The sequence below is a fragment of the Methylobacter sp. BlB1 genome, assembly GCF_015476545.1.
Lineage (GTDB): Bacteria > Pseudomonadota > Gammaproteobacteria > Methylococcales > Methylomonadaceae > Methylobacter.
Window position 1 is genome coordinate 1 of record NZ_JADMKV010000078.1, and the last position, 17260, is coordinate 17260.

General features: G+C 51.0%; 12 protein-coding genes. 10 read left to right on the forward strand and 2 right to left on the reverse strand.

The genetic code is table 11. From position 1 onward, the window contains the following. Positions 1 to 368 precede the first annotated feature (368 nt). From IT781_RS19505 to IT781_RS19515, 3 genes are all read left to right on the forward strand, one after another. Positions 369 to 1526 carry an LLM class flavin-dependent oxidoreductase gene (locus tag IT781_RS19505; protein ID WP_194971853.1) on the forward strand — a complete coding sequence of 386 codons (1158 nt, stop codon included), beginning with the start codon at positions 369 to 371 and terminating at the stop codon, positions 1524 to 1526. Positions 1527 to 1603: 77 nt separating this feature from the next. Continuing rightward, positions 1604 to 2239: a class II glutamine amidotransferase gene (locus tag IT781_RS19510; RefSeq protein WP_194971854.1), complete on the forward strand. Its 636-nt coding sequence runs from the start codon at positions 1604 to 1606 to the stop codon at positions 2237 to 2239. 285 nt (positions 2240 to 2524) lie between these two features. Then, on the forward strand, positions 2525 to 3484 hold the full coding sequence (locus IT781_RS19515) for an AraC family transcriptional regulator (protein WP_194971855.1): 960 nt from the start codon (positions 2525 to 2527) through the stop codon (positions 3482 to 3484). A gap of 54 nt (positions 3485 to 3538) precedes the next feature. Here IT781_RS19515 and IT781_RS22920 read toward each other — a convergent pair whose 3' ends face one another. Then, the gene (locus IT781_RS22920; protein ID WP_194971856.1) at positions 3539 to 3784 is read right to left on the reverse strand and encodes a transposase; all 246 of its coding nucleotides are present in this window, start codon (positions 3782 to 3784) and stop codon (positions 3539 to 3541) included. A 359-nt stretch (positions 3785 to 4143) separates the two neighbouring features. Between IT781_RS22920 and IT781_RS19525 the strand changes: the two genes are divergently transcribed. The 7 genes from IT781_RS19525 (at position 4144) to IT781_RS19555 (ending at position 16851) form a co-directional block, all read left to right on the forward strand. Continuing rightward, positions 4144 to 10551, forward strand: coding sequence for a type I polyketide synthase (locus IT781_RS19525; protein WP_194971857.1), 6408 nt, complete (start codon positions 4144 to 4146; stop codon positions 10549 to 10551). Position 10552: 1 nt separating this feature from the next. Beyond that, entirely contained in the window at positions 10553 to 10708 is a 156-nt protein-coding gene (locus IT781_RS19530; RefSeq protein ID WP_194971858.1) for a hypothetical protein, read from the forward strand. Between the two features lie 65 nt (positions 10709 to 10773). Next, positions 10774 to 12105 (forward strand): aminotransferase class I/II-fold pyridoxal phosphate-dependent enzyme, encoded by a 1332-nt coding sequence (locus tag IT781_RS19535; protein WP_194971859.1) that lies wholly within the window; start codon positions 10774 to 10776, stop codon positions 12103 to 12105. A 105-nt stretch (positions 12106 to 12210) separates the two neighbouring features. Then, positions 12211 to 12384: a hypothetical protein gene (locus IT781_RS19540; protein WP_194971860.1), complete on the forward strand. Its 174-nt coding sequence runs from the start codon at positions 12211 to 12213 to the stop codon at positions 12382 to 12384. Positions 12385 to 12500: 116 nt separating this feature from the next. Further along, positions 12501 to 14711, forward strand: coding sequence for an RND family transporter (locus IT781_RS19545; RefSeq protein ID WP_228779288.1), 2211 nt, complete (start codon positions 12501 to 12503; stop codon positions 14709 to 14711). 10 nt (positions 14712 to 14721) lie between these two features. Continuing rightward, the gene (locus tag IT781_RS19550; protein ID WP_194971862.1) at positions 14722 to 15504 is read left to right on the forward strand and encodes an outer membrane lipoprotein-sorting protein; all 783 of its coding nucleotides are present in this window, start codon (positions 14722 to 14724) and stop codon (positions 15502 to 15504) included. Positions 15505 to 15630: 126 nt separating this feature from the next. Beyond that, positions 15631 to 16851, forward strand: a complete 1221-nt coding sequence (locus IT781_RS19555) for a hypothetical protein (protein ID WP_194971863.1) — start codon at positions 15631 to 15633, stop codon at positions 16849 to 16851. Positions 16852 to 17092: 241 nt separating this feature from the next. On the opposite strand, the gene IT781_RS22745 is transcribed toward IT781_RS19555, so the two are convergent. Next, a partial coding sequence (locus tag IT781_RS22745; protein WP_305076263.1) for a GDCCVxC domain-containing (seleno)protein occupies positions 17093 to 17260 on the reverse strand: 168 nt, incomplete at its 5' end.

Consider the following 17260-nt stretch of genomic DNA (forward strand, 5'->3'; position numbering starts at 1 on the left):
GGGAGACTCCAAATGCCGGGTTTAGCAACCCAGCCTACCGCCGCTAAAAGCTGCGCTGCTCGGCGCGGCCAACGGGACAAGGCGCTCGTCGTAACATCAGTTTTTAAAACTTGCAGAGGCGGTTTCGCCAAAAATGCCTATTGTTGGCAGTCGCCTATGGATTAAAAGGCGACTAAAGTCGCCCCACAGGTTCCGCTGGGCTCTCCAGCTCTGCTTTTACAACAACAGCGCTGTACCAGCAGGTGCTGCATAAACAGCAACAATACCCTATCAATCGCCTTGCCGGCGCTGCCTGATCTGCCCAGAACAATGGCACAGCCATTGCATTGCTCCATAGAAGCATTGCTATAACGAAGGTAGAGTCAGTCATGAGTGTAACGAGAAGCGAAAAAAAACGGCTGAAATTGAGCGTGTTCTTGCCTGGCGACAGCCGCCATCTGGCGGCCTGGCGCCATAATGAGGCATCTGAATACGCAGAATTGAATTTGGCGCATTATATCCGGATCGCGAAAACAGCCGAGCGCGGCAAATTCGATGCCATATTCCTTGCCGATACCGCGGATCTGTCCGCAAGCAATAATGAAGCCTTAGATCTAACCAGCCCGGTGGATCATTTCGAGACTGTCACGCTGTTGACAGCACTCTCTCACGCCACTGAACGCATCGGCCTTATCGCAACCGCTTCCATTGCCCATGCCGACCCTTACAACCTGGCCAGTAAATTCGCGTCGCTTGATCACATCAGTGGCGGCCGCGCCGGATGCAATCTGGTCTCGATTCCCGACAATGCCAAATCCAAGTACCCCAGCCTATACAATCAGATCGAATACAGAGCGCATTTCGAGAGCGCCGGCCAATATCTTGATGTTCTCGCGAGCATTTGGGATAGCTGGAAACATGAAGCTTACGTTTACGATCTGCAAAACTGCTCAGCTCACAGGGCGGGTGATATTGCGGCGTCTTATCATGGCTGCCCCGTTATGGTTCAGTCAGGGGTATCGGACGCCGCCGTGGAATTGGCCGCACAGACAGCCGATTTGGTGTTCACGGCACAGCACGCGCTCGAAGCCGCCAAAGCCTTCTATTCGAAGCTGAAAGGCAAATTAATCAAATACGGGCGTTCGCCGGAACAGACTAAAATCCTATCGGCCGTGCTTCCGGTGATCGGCAGGACCGAGCGCGAGGCCCGCGACAAATATGAAATGCTTCGGTCGCAGGCTGACAGGCCTTATTACACGGGCGCTGCCGGCGCAGGGTTTCAGCAGGCGATGATAGGCACGCCGGCATCCATCGCGGATCAACTGGAAGACTGGTTCGTCAGCGGCGCTGTCGACGGGTTCAACATCATGCCGCCCTGCCTGCCCGGCAGCCTGGACGATTTCGTCAATCTGGTCATTCCCGAATTGCAGCGCCGGGGTCTGTTCCGTACCGAGTACGAAGGGGCAACGCTGAGAGAAAATCTGGGGCTGACTCATCAGGAAGACCCGTTCAACAGGCGCATATTTCATTTTCCGGCGGCTTCCTAGCGGCCGCGCTTTGCTGAGCCTATTCATGAATTTGAGTCTGAATCATTAATGTATAGACGATCCATGAGAATTAGCCTATGTGTCTGATCATACATAAACCGAGGCATGCAGAGGTGCCTGTAGATCTGCTGCGGTCAGCTGCCGAGCATAACCCCGACGGATTCGGCCTGATGGCTTTCGGCGGGGCGAGCTGGGTTAACGTCACGCGGCGGCGCACAACCTGCTTTAACGCATTGCACCGGGCTTACAGAAGCGTGGAGGATCAGGAATGCGTCATTCATTTGCGGCTGCGCACGCGGGGCGGCATCACGGCCGCCAATACGCATCCTTTCAGGGTGACGCCTGATGTTTACATGGTGCACAACGGCACGCTGGATATCGAATGCCGGGTGCAGGGGCGTTCCGACAGCTGGCATGCCGCCCATGATTACCTGCGCCCCATCCTGCGGCACAACCCGGATCTGCTGCACAGCCAGGATTTTCAGGCGCTGCTGAAAACCTGGATCGGGCCGGACAACCGGCTCGTCTTCATGGACGCCCGCCGGCAGAAAACCGTCATTGTCAACCGGGAACACGGCGTCGAATTTCAGGGCTTGTGGCTGAGCAACACGCGCTGGTTTGATGCTGGCCAATTCGGATTGCCTCAGCAAGAGCGGGTGCCGGTAGAATCCCTGCCGGTTTCTTTCGTAAAACTGAAAGCCATGAATAAATAGACGGCTAGGCTGTTTTTCAAAGCCGCCCATGCCGGGTTTCCGCTAAGGCTCCAACCCAGCCTACACGTACGCATTGCATAACACCAGCAACGGGCATGGATCTTAATTAGCATTTCTTTAAACTGATATTTTCCTTTAACTATATCACCATATCAGATATTGGGTTCTAAAAAGATCATTTTTTAAAGCCCAAGGCAATTCATATACTTTGCGCCTGTATTTAACGGCTGACGTGCCGTCAATCGACAGCTTTTGCAGGCTGAACCCGTGTTTGGAGAGAATAAAATGCAACCATCAACAGATCATTTGGTTCATTGGCTGCTGTCCAGCCTTGAGCTCGAAACGACCCTGTTCCATGCCGGCCAGTACTGCGGGACCTGGCGGGCCGCTCCGTCGGGGTTTATGCGCGCAGGCTTCCACCTGGTCCTGAAAGGCAACTGCTGGCTGCATTTGCCCGAAAGCCGGGAGAGCATTCCGCTGGAGCAGGGCGATGCCGTTTTCTTTCTGAGAGAGACTTTGCATTATCTGAATCCGAGCGAATCGCCCGATGATCCCTCGCTCTGCCGCATCAGGGAAGGGCAGATGACGCCGATCGACGAGTCCATACCCGATGCGGTCGCGTTAGTGTGCGGCTTTTTCAACTTTAGGTCCGGTTTGAGCGAAATGCTGCTGAGCTCTTTTCCCGATTACCTGGTCATTCGCTCCGACAATGAGGAACTGGCCGGCGCCCGCGCCATATTCGATCTCATTCTGGTGGAAGCGAAAAGCGCGGGTGATGCGCCTTCACCGCTGATCGTGCGTCTGACGGACCTGTTGTTCTTCTACGCTATCCGGCAACTGGCATCGACTCAAAAGATATCGGCGGGTTTATGGGCCGTGGTGCAAAGCCCCGAGTTTGCCAGACTGCTGGAAGCCATGATCAGGGAGCCTGAAAAATCCTGGCCGGTCGAGGCGATGGCGGATTTCAGCCACATGTCCAGAGCCACGTTTTTCAAGCGTTTCAGCAGGATTTCCGGACAGTCGCCCAATCTTTTTCTCGCGATGGTGCGCATGAAAATAGCCGCCCAACTGTTGCGCCAGGGAAGGAGCATTACCCAGACTGCCGAAAAGGTCGGCTACCAGTCCGAGTCGGCTTTTTCGAAAGCCTTCAAGAAAATCATCGGCCAGCAGCCCGGCGCCTATCAGCGCGCAAGCCTCGACATGAAATCCGGCTTATCCGAAGCGGCCCACGGCCGCGTCATGTAAATCCGTCCGCTCTATTTTAAGACTCTTCCGGATTTCCCGCGGTAACCCCAATAGCTAGTGTCCCGCAAACAAGACCTGGCGACCCTGAACATCAAGCCAAATATGCTGGCATAATCGACCCAGGTTATAAATGCCGTAACAGCGGCGCTTGATCACTTTGATCTTGTTGTTCAACCCTTCGACAAACCCGCTAGTTTCTCGCCGGCTGAAATAGTTAGTGATCTCATCACGCCAGTTAGCCAAGGTCGTCACAAAGGGCGAGAAACACTTCAGCCCCAAATCCGTTTTCGGTTCAGCCACTGTGTTTAGGTTGCGGTAGTCACGGGAAATCCGGCATGGCTTTCGCAGAAGAGAGAATTTGACCTGTGAAAGTGGTTTCTTTTTGAAGACTAATCGTCATATGCCACGTTGAAGAAAGATGAGGCGGTCTCGTCAGTTAAATATTACCGTTTTTGTTAATTGAATATTACCTTTTTTTTATAAGCCACCAGATTAAACTGGTAACCAAATAATATATTAATGGGAAATGAATGCATGAATTGTAATAAATATGATGCATAAATTGTAATAAAGACAAATTAATATGGTTATTCCCAGTTATAGTCGATTAAATAAATATATTTGATGTATATATAAAAGAGCATTAAAAGGATATTACGATGAAAGAAAACAAAGTTAATTATAATCAAAGAATAGCTGATCCTATTGCATTAATAGGTATCGGCTGCCGTTTTCCTGGCAATGCTAATAATCCTGAAAGCTTTTGGGAGATGCTCAGATCCGGCAGCGATGCCATCGTTGACATTCCTCCTGAGCGCTGGAATCTACGCCGGTTTTACGATGCAGATACCCGTAAACCAGGCAAAATGTATGTTAAACAAGGCGGTTTTTTGCAACAGCGCGTTGATGAGTTTGATGCGCTGTTCTTTGGCATTGCACCGCGCGAAGCCGAATGTATGGATCCTCAGCAACGCTTGTTATTGGAAACCAGCTGGGAAGCCTTGGAAGATGCGGGCATTCCTTACGAATCCCTGGCAGGATCTAATACTGGCGTTTTTATCGGGGCTTTCACGCTAGATCATAAACTGACCCAAATGGGGAAGATGAATCGGCAGTTGATTGGCACGCATACTGCGATTGGTTCAACCATGACGATTTTGTCTAACCGCATATCTTATGTGTTAGACCTGCGCGGCCCGAGCGTCAGTATGGATACCGCCTGCTCTTCTTCTTTAGTCGCATTGCATCAGGCTTGTCAAGCGATATGGAATGGCGAATGTGATCTGGCGCTGGCGGGCGGCGTTAACGTGATGATGCGTCCCGAATACCCGATTGCCATGTGCAAAGGCGGTTTTCTTGCCCCAGACGCACGCAGTAAAAGTTTTGATGCCAGCGCTAATGGTTATGGCCGCGGTGAAGGCGCCGGTGTGGTGGTGCTGAAACGGTTGTCGGAGGCGTTGCGTGATGGTGACTCAATTTATGCATTGGTGCGCGGTACGGGCGTCAATCAGGATGGAAGAACTAACGGGATTACCGTACCCAATCCTGAATCGCAAACTGCACTAATCCAGCAGGTTTTCGAGAAATACGCCATCGATACCAATGATATTTATTACTTTGAAGCCCACGGCACCGGTACACCCGTCGGTGATCCCCTGGAAGCCAGGGCGTTGGGTACCGCATTAGGACAACATGATGAGCGACACGCTTGTCTGCTCGGCTCGGTTAAGGCCAGCATTGGACATCTTGAAGCGGCGGCGGGTGTCGCTGGCGTTATTAAAACGGCATTGTGCTTATCACATCGTCAAGTGCCGCCCCAAGCGAATTTGACCACGCCCAATCCTGATATTCCATTTGCTGAATTGGGTCTGAAACTCCCTCGGCAATTGGAAGCCTTGGCGCCGACCGAGGATAAAGTCTGTGCCGGCGTGAATTCATTCGGCTACGGCGGCACCAATGCGCACGCCATTTTACAAAACGCCCCGCAAGCCGAATCAGCAGAACGGACTCCCGACCTGCCCGGCAAAATTTATTGTTTACCTTTATCAGCGCGTAGCGAAGGGGCTTTAACCGATTTGGCGAAAGCCTGGTTAGCCCGCTTTGATGAACATCTGCCTGTCAAATTATCTGATCTTGGCTATTCAGCGGCTTGCCGTCGAGGGCATCACAACCATCGGATGGCGGTCGTGGGCGCAACCTGGCCGGAAATGCGCAATCAACTGCAGTCTTTTGCCGAACAAGGCACAGGCGAGTGGCTGGCTTCAGGCAAAGTAGCCGGCGAATTAAATCAAAAACCTGTCTTTGTTTACACCGGGATGGGCCCGCAATGGTGGGCCATGGGGCGGGAGTTATACCAAAACGAAGCCGTCTATCGGACAGCCGTTGAAGAATGCGATGCAATTTTCAGACAGGTAGCGGGCTGGTCGATATTAGATGAAATGCTCCTGGATCAGGAGGCTTCCAATATTTCCGACACCACTATCGCACAACCGGCTAATTTTGTGATTCAGGTGGGTTTAACGGCACTTTGGCGCTCACTCGGCATAGAGCCTGCGGCGATTGTCGGTCACAGCGTTGGGGAAGTCAGTGCCGCTTATGCCGCAGGCGTGTTAAGTCTCGAAGAGGCGGTATTAGTCAGCTATCAACGTAGCCGTATTCAGAAAAAAGCCGCGGGCCTGGGCAAAATGTTGGCGGTGGGGTTAAGTCAGGAGCAATGCAGTGAGTTATTGGAACTGACGCAGGGCGAGGTTTCGATTGCGGCCATCAATGGTCCGTCATCACTTACTTTAGCGGGTGATGCGAATAGTCTGGAGGCCATTGCGGCGTATTTGACCGAAATAGGCGAGTTTAACCGCTTTTTGCAGGTTGAAGTGGCTTACCACAGCCCTTTTATGGAACCGCTCAAGCCTGAAATCAGAGCGGTATTGGCGGGGTTAAAACCCGGATTGCCAAAAATCCCGTTATATTCCACCGTTACCGGTGACTTGGTCAGCGAAGTGCTTTTCGATGCCGAATACTGGTGCAACAATATCCGCGAGCCGGTTTATTTTGCCAAGGCAATGGCCAGTTTATTGCGCGATGGCCACCGGGCTTTCCTGGAAGTGGGGCCGCATCCGGTGCTGTCTACATCCATTAAAGAATGCTGTCGTCAACAGGGCATTCAACCCCAAAGTTTTGCTTCATTGCGCAGGGATAAACCTGAACGCCTTACCTTGAATCTGGCTTTGGCAGAAATGTATGTCGCGGGTTGCAAAATCGACTGGCACAAGTTGTTTGCAGCCGATGCCCGCTATATCAAGTTGCCGACCTATCCATGGCAACGGGAAACCTATTGGAGTGAAAGCCAAGAATCCAAATCGGATCGCGTCGGCGGGCCGATCCATCCTTTATTGGATCGCCGGTTACCCGATCCCAGACCAACTTGGCAAAGCACGGCTAATCATCAAATGTTGCCGTATCTGAACGATCATCAAGTTGACGGCCTGGTGGTCATACCGGGTGCCGCTTATGTGGAAGCCGGTTTAGCGGCCTTCCGGCAACTTGCCGGCCACAGTCAATGTGCCCTGGAACAACTGAATTTCAATCAAGCCTTAGTATTGAATGATAACGGCAGTGAGCAAGTTATCCACGTGGCCCTGGATCAGAACAGTGGCGAATATACCTTTTTCAGCCGTGATTCCGACGATCAGTTGGGCTGGAGGCTACACGCTTCCGGCAAGGTTGTTGAAAGTGAGGAAGTCATCATTCAGACCGTAAGCCGTGAAGATATAGCCAGCCGCTGCAGCGAGATTGTCGACATCGATAAGTTGTATACCGATTTGGCAAAGCGCGGCTTACGCTATGGCCAATACTTTCGTACCATTCGCCATCTGCAACGCCGGCAGAATGAAGTGCTGGCGCGGATCGAATTACACTCCGGTTTATTAACAGATAATGCCGATTACTGTTTACATCCCAGCCTGCTGGACGGTTGTTTTCAGTCATTGATCGCCGCGCTTGCAAAGAATGACAAGTTTTACATGCCGGTAACCATCAAGCGCATCGCTTATCACTGCAAACCAGGCACGGCATTCTGGTGTCATGGCAAGCTCACTCGCATCAGCGATCAAGGCATCGTCGGCAATTTAAGTTTATTTGATGATACGGGCAACTTATTAGTTGAAGTTGCAGGCTTACGATGCCGCGCGCTTTCGACGCAAAAGGAAGATCCCGGCGAACAACTCAAACAATGGACTTATGCATGGCAGTGGTCAGCACAGGCATTACCGGGCAACATGGCCAAAAAAACCGGTTGCTGGCTGGTATTTAGTGATATGCAGGGAATTGGAGATTCGCTATGTCGAGAGCTGGAAACCAATCCTGCCAATCAGGTTATAAGGGTGCCAAGCTCTGATGCTTATCAAAGTGAACCGGGAGTCGTACGGCAGCTGAGCGAAAATGAGTTGAATCATTTGCGGCTGGTTTTGCAAAAAGCCAAAGCCAACCATTGTGCAGGCGTCGTTTACTTATGGGGTCTGGACCGTCGCGCAAGCCAGGATGATCCGGTGGGCATCGATCAAGCGAGTGCGGCGTTGCAAGTCATCCAACTGCTATCCAGCGAATTCGATGAACAAGCCCCCCGCTTATATATGGTCACTGAAGGCGCGCAGGTGTTATCGAAAATGGATGTTATCGATAATCTGGCTCAAACGCCATTGATCGGTCTGGCGCGCGTGGCTTTCAATGAATACCCCGCGTTGCGTTGTACCTTGATTGATTTGGCCGCCATTGGCACTCAGCCAAACATTAGCTTATTAGCCCAGGAATTGCTTGCCGATGATGACGAGGATGATGTGGCTTTACGCGGTAATGAGCGTTATGTGCATCGTTTGGATCGACTGGTGCTTGAACCTCATTTTGTCGAGCACAAAACCTTAAGCGGCAATGAAGTCCAGGCGTTTCAAGTACAAGGCCACGCCGAATTCCATGCCATGCCGTGTCCCCTGCCGAAAGCAGGCGAGGTGACGGTTGCGTTGGATTATATTAATTTAACCGGCGTTAATTTGAACGCCGAAGACGATGACGATAACCTGCAAGGTTATTTCGCCACCGGCGTGATAACGGCAGCGGCTGACAATAGTAATCAGAGGTCTGTCGGCGACAAGGTGATTGCGGCTATCGAAGGCAGGCCGGCATCGCATGTCGTCTGCCCTGTTGAGCGGGTGTTTCCGGCCAGCCATTTTCCTGCCTTGGCCCACGCCGAAGTTGCTGCGTTAACGACCACATTAATTCCTGCCTATTACGCCTTACACACGATTGCCCGCATTGCGCCCGGCGAGACGGTGTTAATCGATGCGGCCTTGGGGGCGAGCGCGGTAGCGGTTCAGGCGATTGCCCGCTGGTTGGAGGCGAGCTCCCGATTTTATAGTCATGAGGCAAATCCGCAGTTATTGAATGACGGGTCTGTCAGCGCTGACCACCTGCCTGATTTCCCTGTCCTATTGCAGGATGCCGCTAAGGATCAGTCTATTCGGGCTTGGGTGCATGGCGATAACGGGATTAAGCAAATGGCTGTCGACAATTTGCTCGATCCTGGCGTCCATGAGCTGATTTTGACGGATAAGACCGGCACTACATCCGCATCCGGAAGCTTGAACAGCAACTTCGCTATCAGCGCATTAAAACTGGCATTTACCGCCCCTCGGCTGTTTGGGCAGTTGCTGGCGGAAGTGGGGCAATTATGGGTTTTGAGCCAGAAAGACTTTTCATTAGCGCAAGTGTTGACAGCGCATGAAGGTTTAGCCTGGTTAACCGCCATCAATGCAGAGACCGTTGGCAAAGTACCGGTTTTATCTTTGACCGATAAAGCAGAGATTGCGGTAAGGGACGATAGCCCCGCCATGCTGTTTGATGCGCAAGCCACCTATCTGATTACCGGCGGCTTTGGCGGTTTTGGATTGGAAACGGCGCACTGGCTGGCCAGACGGGGCGCCAGACATTTGGTATTAGTCGGCCGTCGTGGCGCAGCGGATGAGAGTGCAAAAGCCGCAGTGCAATCCTTGGAACAGCAAGGTGTGCGAGTGCTGGCGGCAGCCGCCGATATAACAGACGAAGCGCAGGTAGCAGCTCTGCTGGCACAAGTGGCCGCTGAAATGCCGCCCCTTAAAGGTGTGCTGCATGCGGCTGCAGTGCTGGACGATGCGCCGATATCCGAGCTGAATCCTGAACGCCTGGCGCCGGTAATGAAAGCAAAGGCATTAGGGGCGTGGCACTTGCACAAGCACACGCAAAATCAGGCCCTGGACTTTTTCATGTTGTTCTCTTCGGTTTCCGCGCTGATCGGCAATGCCCGCCAGGCCAATTATGTCGCAGCCAACGCCTTCCTGGATGCCTTGGCAAGTCATCGTAAAGCCTTAGGGCTGCCGGCCACGTCCATTAACTGGGGGGCGATTGCTACCGGCATGGCGGTGGAAAGCGCCGAAGTGGCTAAACATCTGGAGGTGATGGGAATATATGCCATCACCGCGGAGCAGGCCCTGGACGCCTGGTCGCATTTACGCGACATCGAATTGCCGCAATATGGCTTGATGAACTATGTCTGGTCACGCTGGCAAGAATTCGAGCCCACAGGAGGAAATTCTCCTCGGTTCTCAAAGCTGATGGCGGCTGGCGGCGCCGCAAGCAATTCGCTCACTGAACTATGCCAGGCAATCAGCCAATTGTCCGCGGAAGAACAAAAGCCGGCGATGAGCCAGGCCCTTGTTGAGCAAGTCGCAAAAATACTGCGTATCCCGGCGGCCAAGATCGACCCGCTAGCGTCGTTATCCCAGATGGGCGTGGATTCATTGATGTCGGCGGAATTGCAGGCAGCCATTTACCAGGTTTTTGGGGTTCGGATTTCCACCCTTGAACTGATGCGTAGCCAGGATTTGATTCATTTGGCAACGCTGCTGATGGACCGCACACTTTTAGCTTCGGAAAGAGCGGGTTCCAATACAGAAAGCCATGAAGCCTCTTTTGTTGACCGTATGTCTGCCGAGGAAATCGACATTCTGCTTAAAGAAATATTGTTGGAAGAGGAAAAATAACATGCCCACTCAAGAGGCCGACTTGGCCCTTGTCTCCGAAGAGAAGACGCGCTGCCATAATTTGATCCGTCCAGCTAACTTGCTATTGGATCGCGCCATTCAATCCATGTCCGCAGCCCGTGGCAACAATGTTCCGGTAAGCCAGCCGTTTGATTGACCGTATGCCGACAGAAGAAATAGATATTTTGCTTAATCACATTTTAAAGGAAGAGGAGAAATAAGATGTCCAACCAGGCAGTCAACATGGCCGACATGACCGAGGAAAAGAAACGCTTGCTGCTTAAACAGTTGCTGGCGCGCAAGGGCCAAGGACAGGCCGCCGAGCAAGAAGCCGGCGAAATTCCCGAAGACTATTATCGGGTCGATAAATTTCCAGGTTATCGTATGTTGATGGAACAAATGGAAACCTTTAAAGCGCTGGCCATGGATAACCCTTATTTCAGTGCGCATGAAGGCGTTAGCGATCACCTTACCCATATCAACGGAAAAGATTACATCAATTACTCCGGCTACAACTATCTGGGCTTATCCGGTCATCCCGAGGTATCGGCTGGCGCCAAGGCCGCTGTCGATCGATATGGCACATCGGTTTCGGCAAGCCGTATTGTATCCGGCGAAATCCCATTACACCGGGAACTCGAAGCCGCGCTGGCGCATATCCACGGTACGGAAGATTGCGTGGCCCTGGTCAGCGGTTATGCGACCAATGTTTCAGTGATCGGGCATTTGTTTGGGCCCAATGACCTGCTATTGCATGACAGTTTGATCCATAACAGTGTGGTTACCGGCTGCCAACTGTCCGGCGCCCGCAGGCTCGCTTTTCCGCACAATGATTATGACGCCTTAGAAAAGCTGTTAGTTGAAAACCGTAAACAGCATCAACGCGTATTGATCATTATTGAAGGCGTGTACAGCATGGATGGCGACATCCCGGATCTGCCGCGCTTTATTGAAGTGAAAAAACGCCACAAGTGCTTGTTGATGGTCGATGAAGCCCATGCGACGGGCGTTATAGGCCCCCGCGGATTTGGATCGCACGATCATTTCGGCATCGACGCCGGGGAAGTCGATATCTGGATGGGGACCTTAAGCAAATCGTTTGCGAGCTGCGGCGGTTATATCTGTGGTTCGAAGGCATTAATTGACAATCTTAAGTACAATGCCCCTGGCACGGTCCTGTTCAGCGTGGGTATTTCCCCCGCGAATACTGGCGCGGCCCTGGCTTCGGCAAAGATCATGATGCGTGAACCGGAACGGGCGCAACGTTTGCAGGCAAAGGCGGCGCTGTTTTTGGAATGCGCCAAAGTGCATGGCCTGGATACCGGGCCTTCATCCGGTACAGCCGTGGTGCCCATTATTCTTGGCAATTCCATGCATTGTTTAAGATTAGGCCAGAAATTGGCGCAAGCTGGCATCAGCGTGCATCCTATTATGTATCCGGCGGTGCCGGAAGCCGCCTCACGACTGCGATTTTTTATTACCCATAACCTGGCTGACGAGGAAATCGTTTATACCGTGAATACGCTCGCCAAGGCGCTATCTGCATTAAAGTGAAAGCCAGCCGTTTCACATGATTTTAACTACACTAATACAATCTGATTCATTAGGGAAAAATATGAAACATGATAAAAAAGCGCTCTTCAGCTGCGGGAGACGGCAATGACTTTCCCGGCTGAAGCGGTGGATAAGAATCTAAAACCTAGGGCAGAGCAAGCGCTGGAAGTTGATCAATTTTTTTCAAAATATGATCAGCAAGCACGCAAGAGAAAAGCAGAATCCAGCGACACCATTAACGTACTTTGTCCATTTCATAAGGGATTAATGCAATGTTAAGAAAATATTCCGACTGGCTGTTACGCTTTCCCTGGCTTGTTATTCTATTAAGCCTGGCGTTAACTGCGGCGGCAACATACGGCGTAAGGTACCTACATTTTAAAAGCGATTACCGAATGTTTTTCAGCGATGAAAATCCCCAGTTAATGGCCTTTGAAAAATTACAAAAAACCTACACGCGAGACGATAATATTCTATTGGTTGTAACGCCTAAAAATGGTGATGTCTTTACGGCGCAGAACCTGGCTATTGCCGAGCAGTTAACTAAAAATTTGTGGCAGACGCCTTACTCATCACGGGTGGATTCCATTACCAACTTTCAGCACAGCACCGCGGAAGGCGATGACCTGACTGTGGGTGATTTGATTGGCAATGCCGCTCAATTGAACGAACAAGAAATTGCACATCTCAAGCAGATTACTCTGAATGAGCCTTTACTGGTTAATCGCCTGGTGTCGCCCGATGCCAAAGTAATGGGCTTTAATGTCGTAGTGCAGCGCCCCGGCAAAGACCAGGATGCCGAGACTTTACAAGCTACATCTTTCGTTCGCAAGCTAGTGAGCGATTTGCAAGCGTTACATCCTGACCTGGATGTTCGCCTGACCGGTTCCATTCTTATGGATACTGCATTTGCGGAGTCCTCGGAACTGGATCTCAAAACACTGACACCGGCCATGCTGGTGATTATCGCTGTCGCTTTGTGGTGGTTTTTGAAATCATCGCTGGGCATGTTCGCCGCCTTGCTGATGATGACGCTTTCGATAGGCTCGGCAGTCGGTTTGGCAGGTTGGCTGGATATTGCCTTCTCGCCGTCCAGCATTCCCGCGCCGACTATCCTGCTCACCTTGGCGGTGGCGGATTCGGTGCATATTTTAACCTCTTATTACAACGGACTGGCCCAGGGACTGGATAAGCGAGCGGCAATTGCGGAAAGTCTTAGAATTAATTTCAAGGCGATTTTTTTCACCAACCTCACGACCGCCATCGGTTTTTTATCCATGAATTTCAGTGACGCGCCTCCTTTTCGGGACTTGGGCAATATTACCGCCCTGGGGGTGGGCGCAGCCTATTTGCTGACGATTGGCTTTTTACCGGCATTAATGGCCGTGCTGCCTGCAAGACAGGGTCGAAGCGAAGCGGCAGGCACCAAAACGTTCGCCGGACTGGCAGGATTCGTTATCAAATACCGTTATTCGTTATCGCTGTTTTTACTGTTGTTCACTGTCGCATTGATCTCCTTTATTCCACTGAATGAGCTCGATGATGAATACGTCAAGTATTTCGATGAGTCTGTCGCATTTCGCCGCGATACCGATTACACCACTGAGCATTTAACGGGTATTTACACCATTGACTATTCGTTAGAGCATGGCGAAGATGAAGGCATTAACGATCCTGAATTTCTCAAGCAAGTCGAGGGGTTTGTGCAATGGTATCGCCAACAGCCGGAAACCCTCCATGTCTATACCATCAACGATATCTTTAAACGTTTGAATCAAAACATGCACGGAGACGATCCGGCCTGGTATCGGTTACCGGATAGCCGGAAAATGGCTGCTGAATATCTGCTGCTGTTCGAAATGTCGTTGCCTTACGGCCTGGATCTGAATGACCGGGTTAATGTCAGCAAATCCGCAACCCGTGTCACTGCCACTTTGCGGAGTTTGTCCAGCCAGCAAATGATCGATTTGGAGGCTCGGGCGCAAGCTTGGCTAAAAAACAACGCCCCGTTAATCAAACAGAGCGATGGCACCGGCTCATCTTTGCTTTTTTCGCATATCGGCCAGCGCAATATCGTCAGCATGATCAGCGGTGAATTGATGTCCATAAGCTGTATCTCGCTGATTTTGATATTGGTGTTGCGCTCAATCAGCTTGGGACTGCTCAGCCTTATCCCTAATTTGATCCCGGCCGGCATGGCGTTTGGCATTTGGGGCTTGACCGTCGGGCAAGTGGGCATGGCCTCATCGGTGGTAGCGGCGATGACCTTGGGCATCTTGGTGGATGACACGGTGCATTTTCTCAGCAAATATCAACATGCGAAAAAAGATAAAAATCTTACTCCTGAAGCCGCGCTTTATTATGCCTTCGCAACCGTGGGCAATGCCTTGTGGGTAACGTCGGCCGTTTTGATCATGGGCTTTTCGTTATTCACCTTTTCCAGCTTTAAAATCAATTACGAGATGGGGCTGTTGACGGTAATCATTTTTGCCCTGGGCTTATTTGCTGAATTTCTGTTGTTGCCGCCGATTTTACTGATCTATGAAGACATCAAATGCAGTCTCCATAATTTTTTTAATAAACCTGTACAAAACACCCAACTTTAAGGAAAACCGAATGAACAAGTCAGTTTACTTTGCCTTATTACTGGCCTTGGCCGCGCCAGCGCTCCATGCCGAAACCCCGGAAGAAAAAGGTTACGCTATCGCCAAAGAAACCGAAAGACGGGATTCCGGCTTTGGCGACAGTTCAAACGACTCTTTATTTATCTTGCGCAATGCCCAGGGAGAAGAAAGCATCCGTGAATTTTCGACCAAAACCCTGGAAGTCCCAGAGGACGGCGACAAGGATTTAGGGATTTTTCTTAAACCCGCCGACGTGAACGGTACGGCTGTGCTAACGTTCTCGCACGGACTTAAGCCCGACGATCAGTGGCTGTATTTGCCTGAATTAAAACGGGTTAAACGGATTTCTTCAGTAAACAAATCGGGACCATTTGTCGGTACTGAATTTGCCTTTGAAGACATCGCTTCCTGGGAGGTAGACAAATATAAATACAAGTATCTGCGTGATGAAGTGCTCGACGGCAATGACTGTTTTGTGGTCGAAAATACGCCGGCTTATGAATACTCCGGTTACGCCCGGCAAATCGAATGGGTCGATAAAACGATCTATCAACCGCGCAAAATCGAATTTTACGACCGCAAAAATACGCTGTTAAAAACCTTAACGTTCAGTGATTATCAGCAATACCTTGATCGTTACTGGCGGGCCAGCAAATTGGATATGGTCAATCACCAGAATGGCAAAAGCACCACTTTAAAGCGGAGTAATTATCGGTTCCGTAACGGCTTTCAAGACAGCGACTTTTCCGAAAGCGCTCTTAAAAACGTGCAATAGTAAACACTGTAAAGAATGACGAAGCAAACATCGCGCGCCGCTCGCCTTTTTATAATCGTGAATTGATGTGCAGACACCGTTTGCCCATCAATGATAGTCCGAAATACTAAGACATTAGCCAACAACATGAACATAAAAGCGACGATTATTGCAGCGTCATTCTTAACAGTCAGCAATGTTCAAGCAGCAGAATGGTCGGGTTTTGCTGCGCTTGACCTGCGTTTGTTTGCAGAACCCGCCGCTTTTCCCGAGCAAAACACCAGCTTTGCCGATCCGTCTGTAATGGTACAGCCCGAGTTTCGGCAGGGATGGAACAATGGCGCAGACCGCTTTACCGCGATACCGTTTGGCCGCTATGACAGCCTGGACAGCAACCGCTCGCATTGGGATCTACGCGAATTCAACTGGCTGCATAAAGGCGACGGCTGGAACCTGCAAGCCGGCGTGGGCAGATTGTTTTGGGGGGTGACGGAGTCACGGCATCTGATTGACATCGTTAACCAGGCCGACTTCGTAGAAAACATCAACAGTGAAGAAAAGTTGGGGCAGCCCATGCTGAATTTGAATATCCCGACCAGCTATGGCAACTTCAATTTGCTCTATCTGCCTTATTTTCGCGAGCGTACCTTTCCGGCTGCAAATGGTCGGATTAGATTCGAACTCCCCGTAGACACAGATAACCCCAATCTTAATGGCATCAGTCACTTTCATCCTGATTGGGCGATGCGTTGGAGCCGGACTTTCGGTGATTGGGATGTGGGAATTGCGCATTTTAGCGGTGTTGGCCGCGAACCTCGGCTGGCGCCCTACTTCCCTGATGGCTCACCATTCCCCACCGCGCTGATTCCAACCTATGATTTAATCAATCAAACCAGTTTGGACGTGCAAGGCGCACTGGGAAACTGGCTGCTCAAACTTGAAGCAATGACGCGCAGCGGCCAAGGCAACCGCTTTGCCGCTGTGGTTGCAGGCGCTGAATACACTCAGTACGGCATTTTTGAAAGCAGCGCCGAGTTAGGTTTGTTAATGGAATATCAATATGACGGGCGCGATACATCCACACCCAGGCAAGCCTCTGACGCGCCTCCAACGCCTGGCGACAATGATATGTTTTTGGGTACGCGCCTGTCGCTGAATGACGAACAGAATACTCAATTACTTCTAGGCGTTACCGTCGACTTAAACACCCAAGCCACGGTCGTGAGTCTTGAAGGCAGCCGCAGACTCGATGATGTCTGGAGAATTGAACTGGAATCCAGGCTGTTCAAAAACATTCCCAGCACAGACATTCTCACCGGCATGAGCCAAGATGATTATGTGCAAATCCGGTTAACGCGGTTTTTTTAAATCAAGGCATTCAGATGATTGGATGCATAAGGAAAAAAGCGCATCCCCTACGGCTTTACAATGACTTTTAACCCATCATTGCCGTTTTAGGCGTTTAGGTATAATGGCTCGCATTTCATTTCATGGGCTCATGCTAATTGCAAACGGAATCCGGACTTCAGGCCCGTCCATCATTGATGTATTGCGACAGTCAATCAAAACAACACAAGCCCATCGTATCGTTTAGCCTGACGCTGCTATCCTATCTGGTGCAACAGGAAGCCTGTTGCTGGATCGGCGGGCATTTAACCGAACCGTAAGAGCAAAATACGCAGCAGTCCCCCGGCTTCGGTTTGAGCAATGTGCCGCAGGATTTGCATTCATAGAAAAACTGGCAGGCATCGGTCGGCATGGTTTCCGTTTCGGCATG

Excerpts from the sequence above, each read along its gene's own strand:
- IT781_RS19535 (WP_194971859.1), top strand. The coding sequence starts at position 10,774 with ATGTCCAACCAGGCAGTCAACATGGCCGACATGACCGAGGAAAAGAAA.
- IT781_RS19555 (WP_194971863.1), top strand. The coding sequence starts at position 15,631 with ATGAACATAAAAGCGACGATTATTGCAGCGTCATTCTTAACAGTCAGC.
- IT781_RS19530 (WP_194971858.1), top strand. The coding sequence starts at position 10,553 with ATGCCCACTCAAGAGGCCGACTTGGCCCTTGTCTCCGAAGAGAAGACG.
- IT781_RS19525 (WP_194971857.1), top strand. The coding sequence starts at position 4,144 with ATGAAAGAAAACAAAGTTAATTATAATCAAAGAATAGCTGATCCTATT.
- IT781_RS19515 (WP_194971855.1), top strand. The coding sequence starts at position 2,525 with ATGCAACCATCAACAGATCATTTGGTTCATTGGCTGCTGTCCAGCCTT.
- IT781_RS19550 (WP_194971862.1), top strand. The coding sequence starts at position 14,722 with ATGAACAAGTCAGTTTACTTTGCCTTATTACTGGCCTTGGCCGCGCCA.
- IT781_RS19510 (WP_194971854.1), top strand. The coding sequence starts at position 1,604 with ATGTGTCTGATCATACATAAACCGAGGCATGCAGAGGTGCCTGTAGAT.
- IT781_RS19545 (WP_228779288.1), top strand. The coding sequence starts at position 12,501 with ATGTTTTTCAGCGATGAAAATCCCCAGTTAATGGCCTTTGAAAAATTA.
- IT781_RS19505 (WP_194971853.1), top strand. The coding sequence starts at position 369 with ATGAGTGTAACGAGAAGCGAAAAAAAACGGCTGAAATTGAGCGTGTTC.
- IT781_RS19540 (WP_194971860.1), top strand. The coding sequence starts at position 12,211 with ATGACTTTCCCGGCTGAAGCGGTGGATAAGAATCTAAAACCTAGGGCA.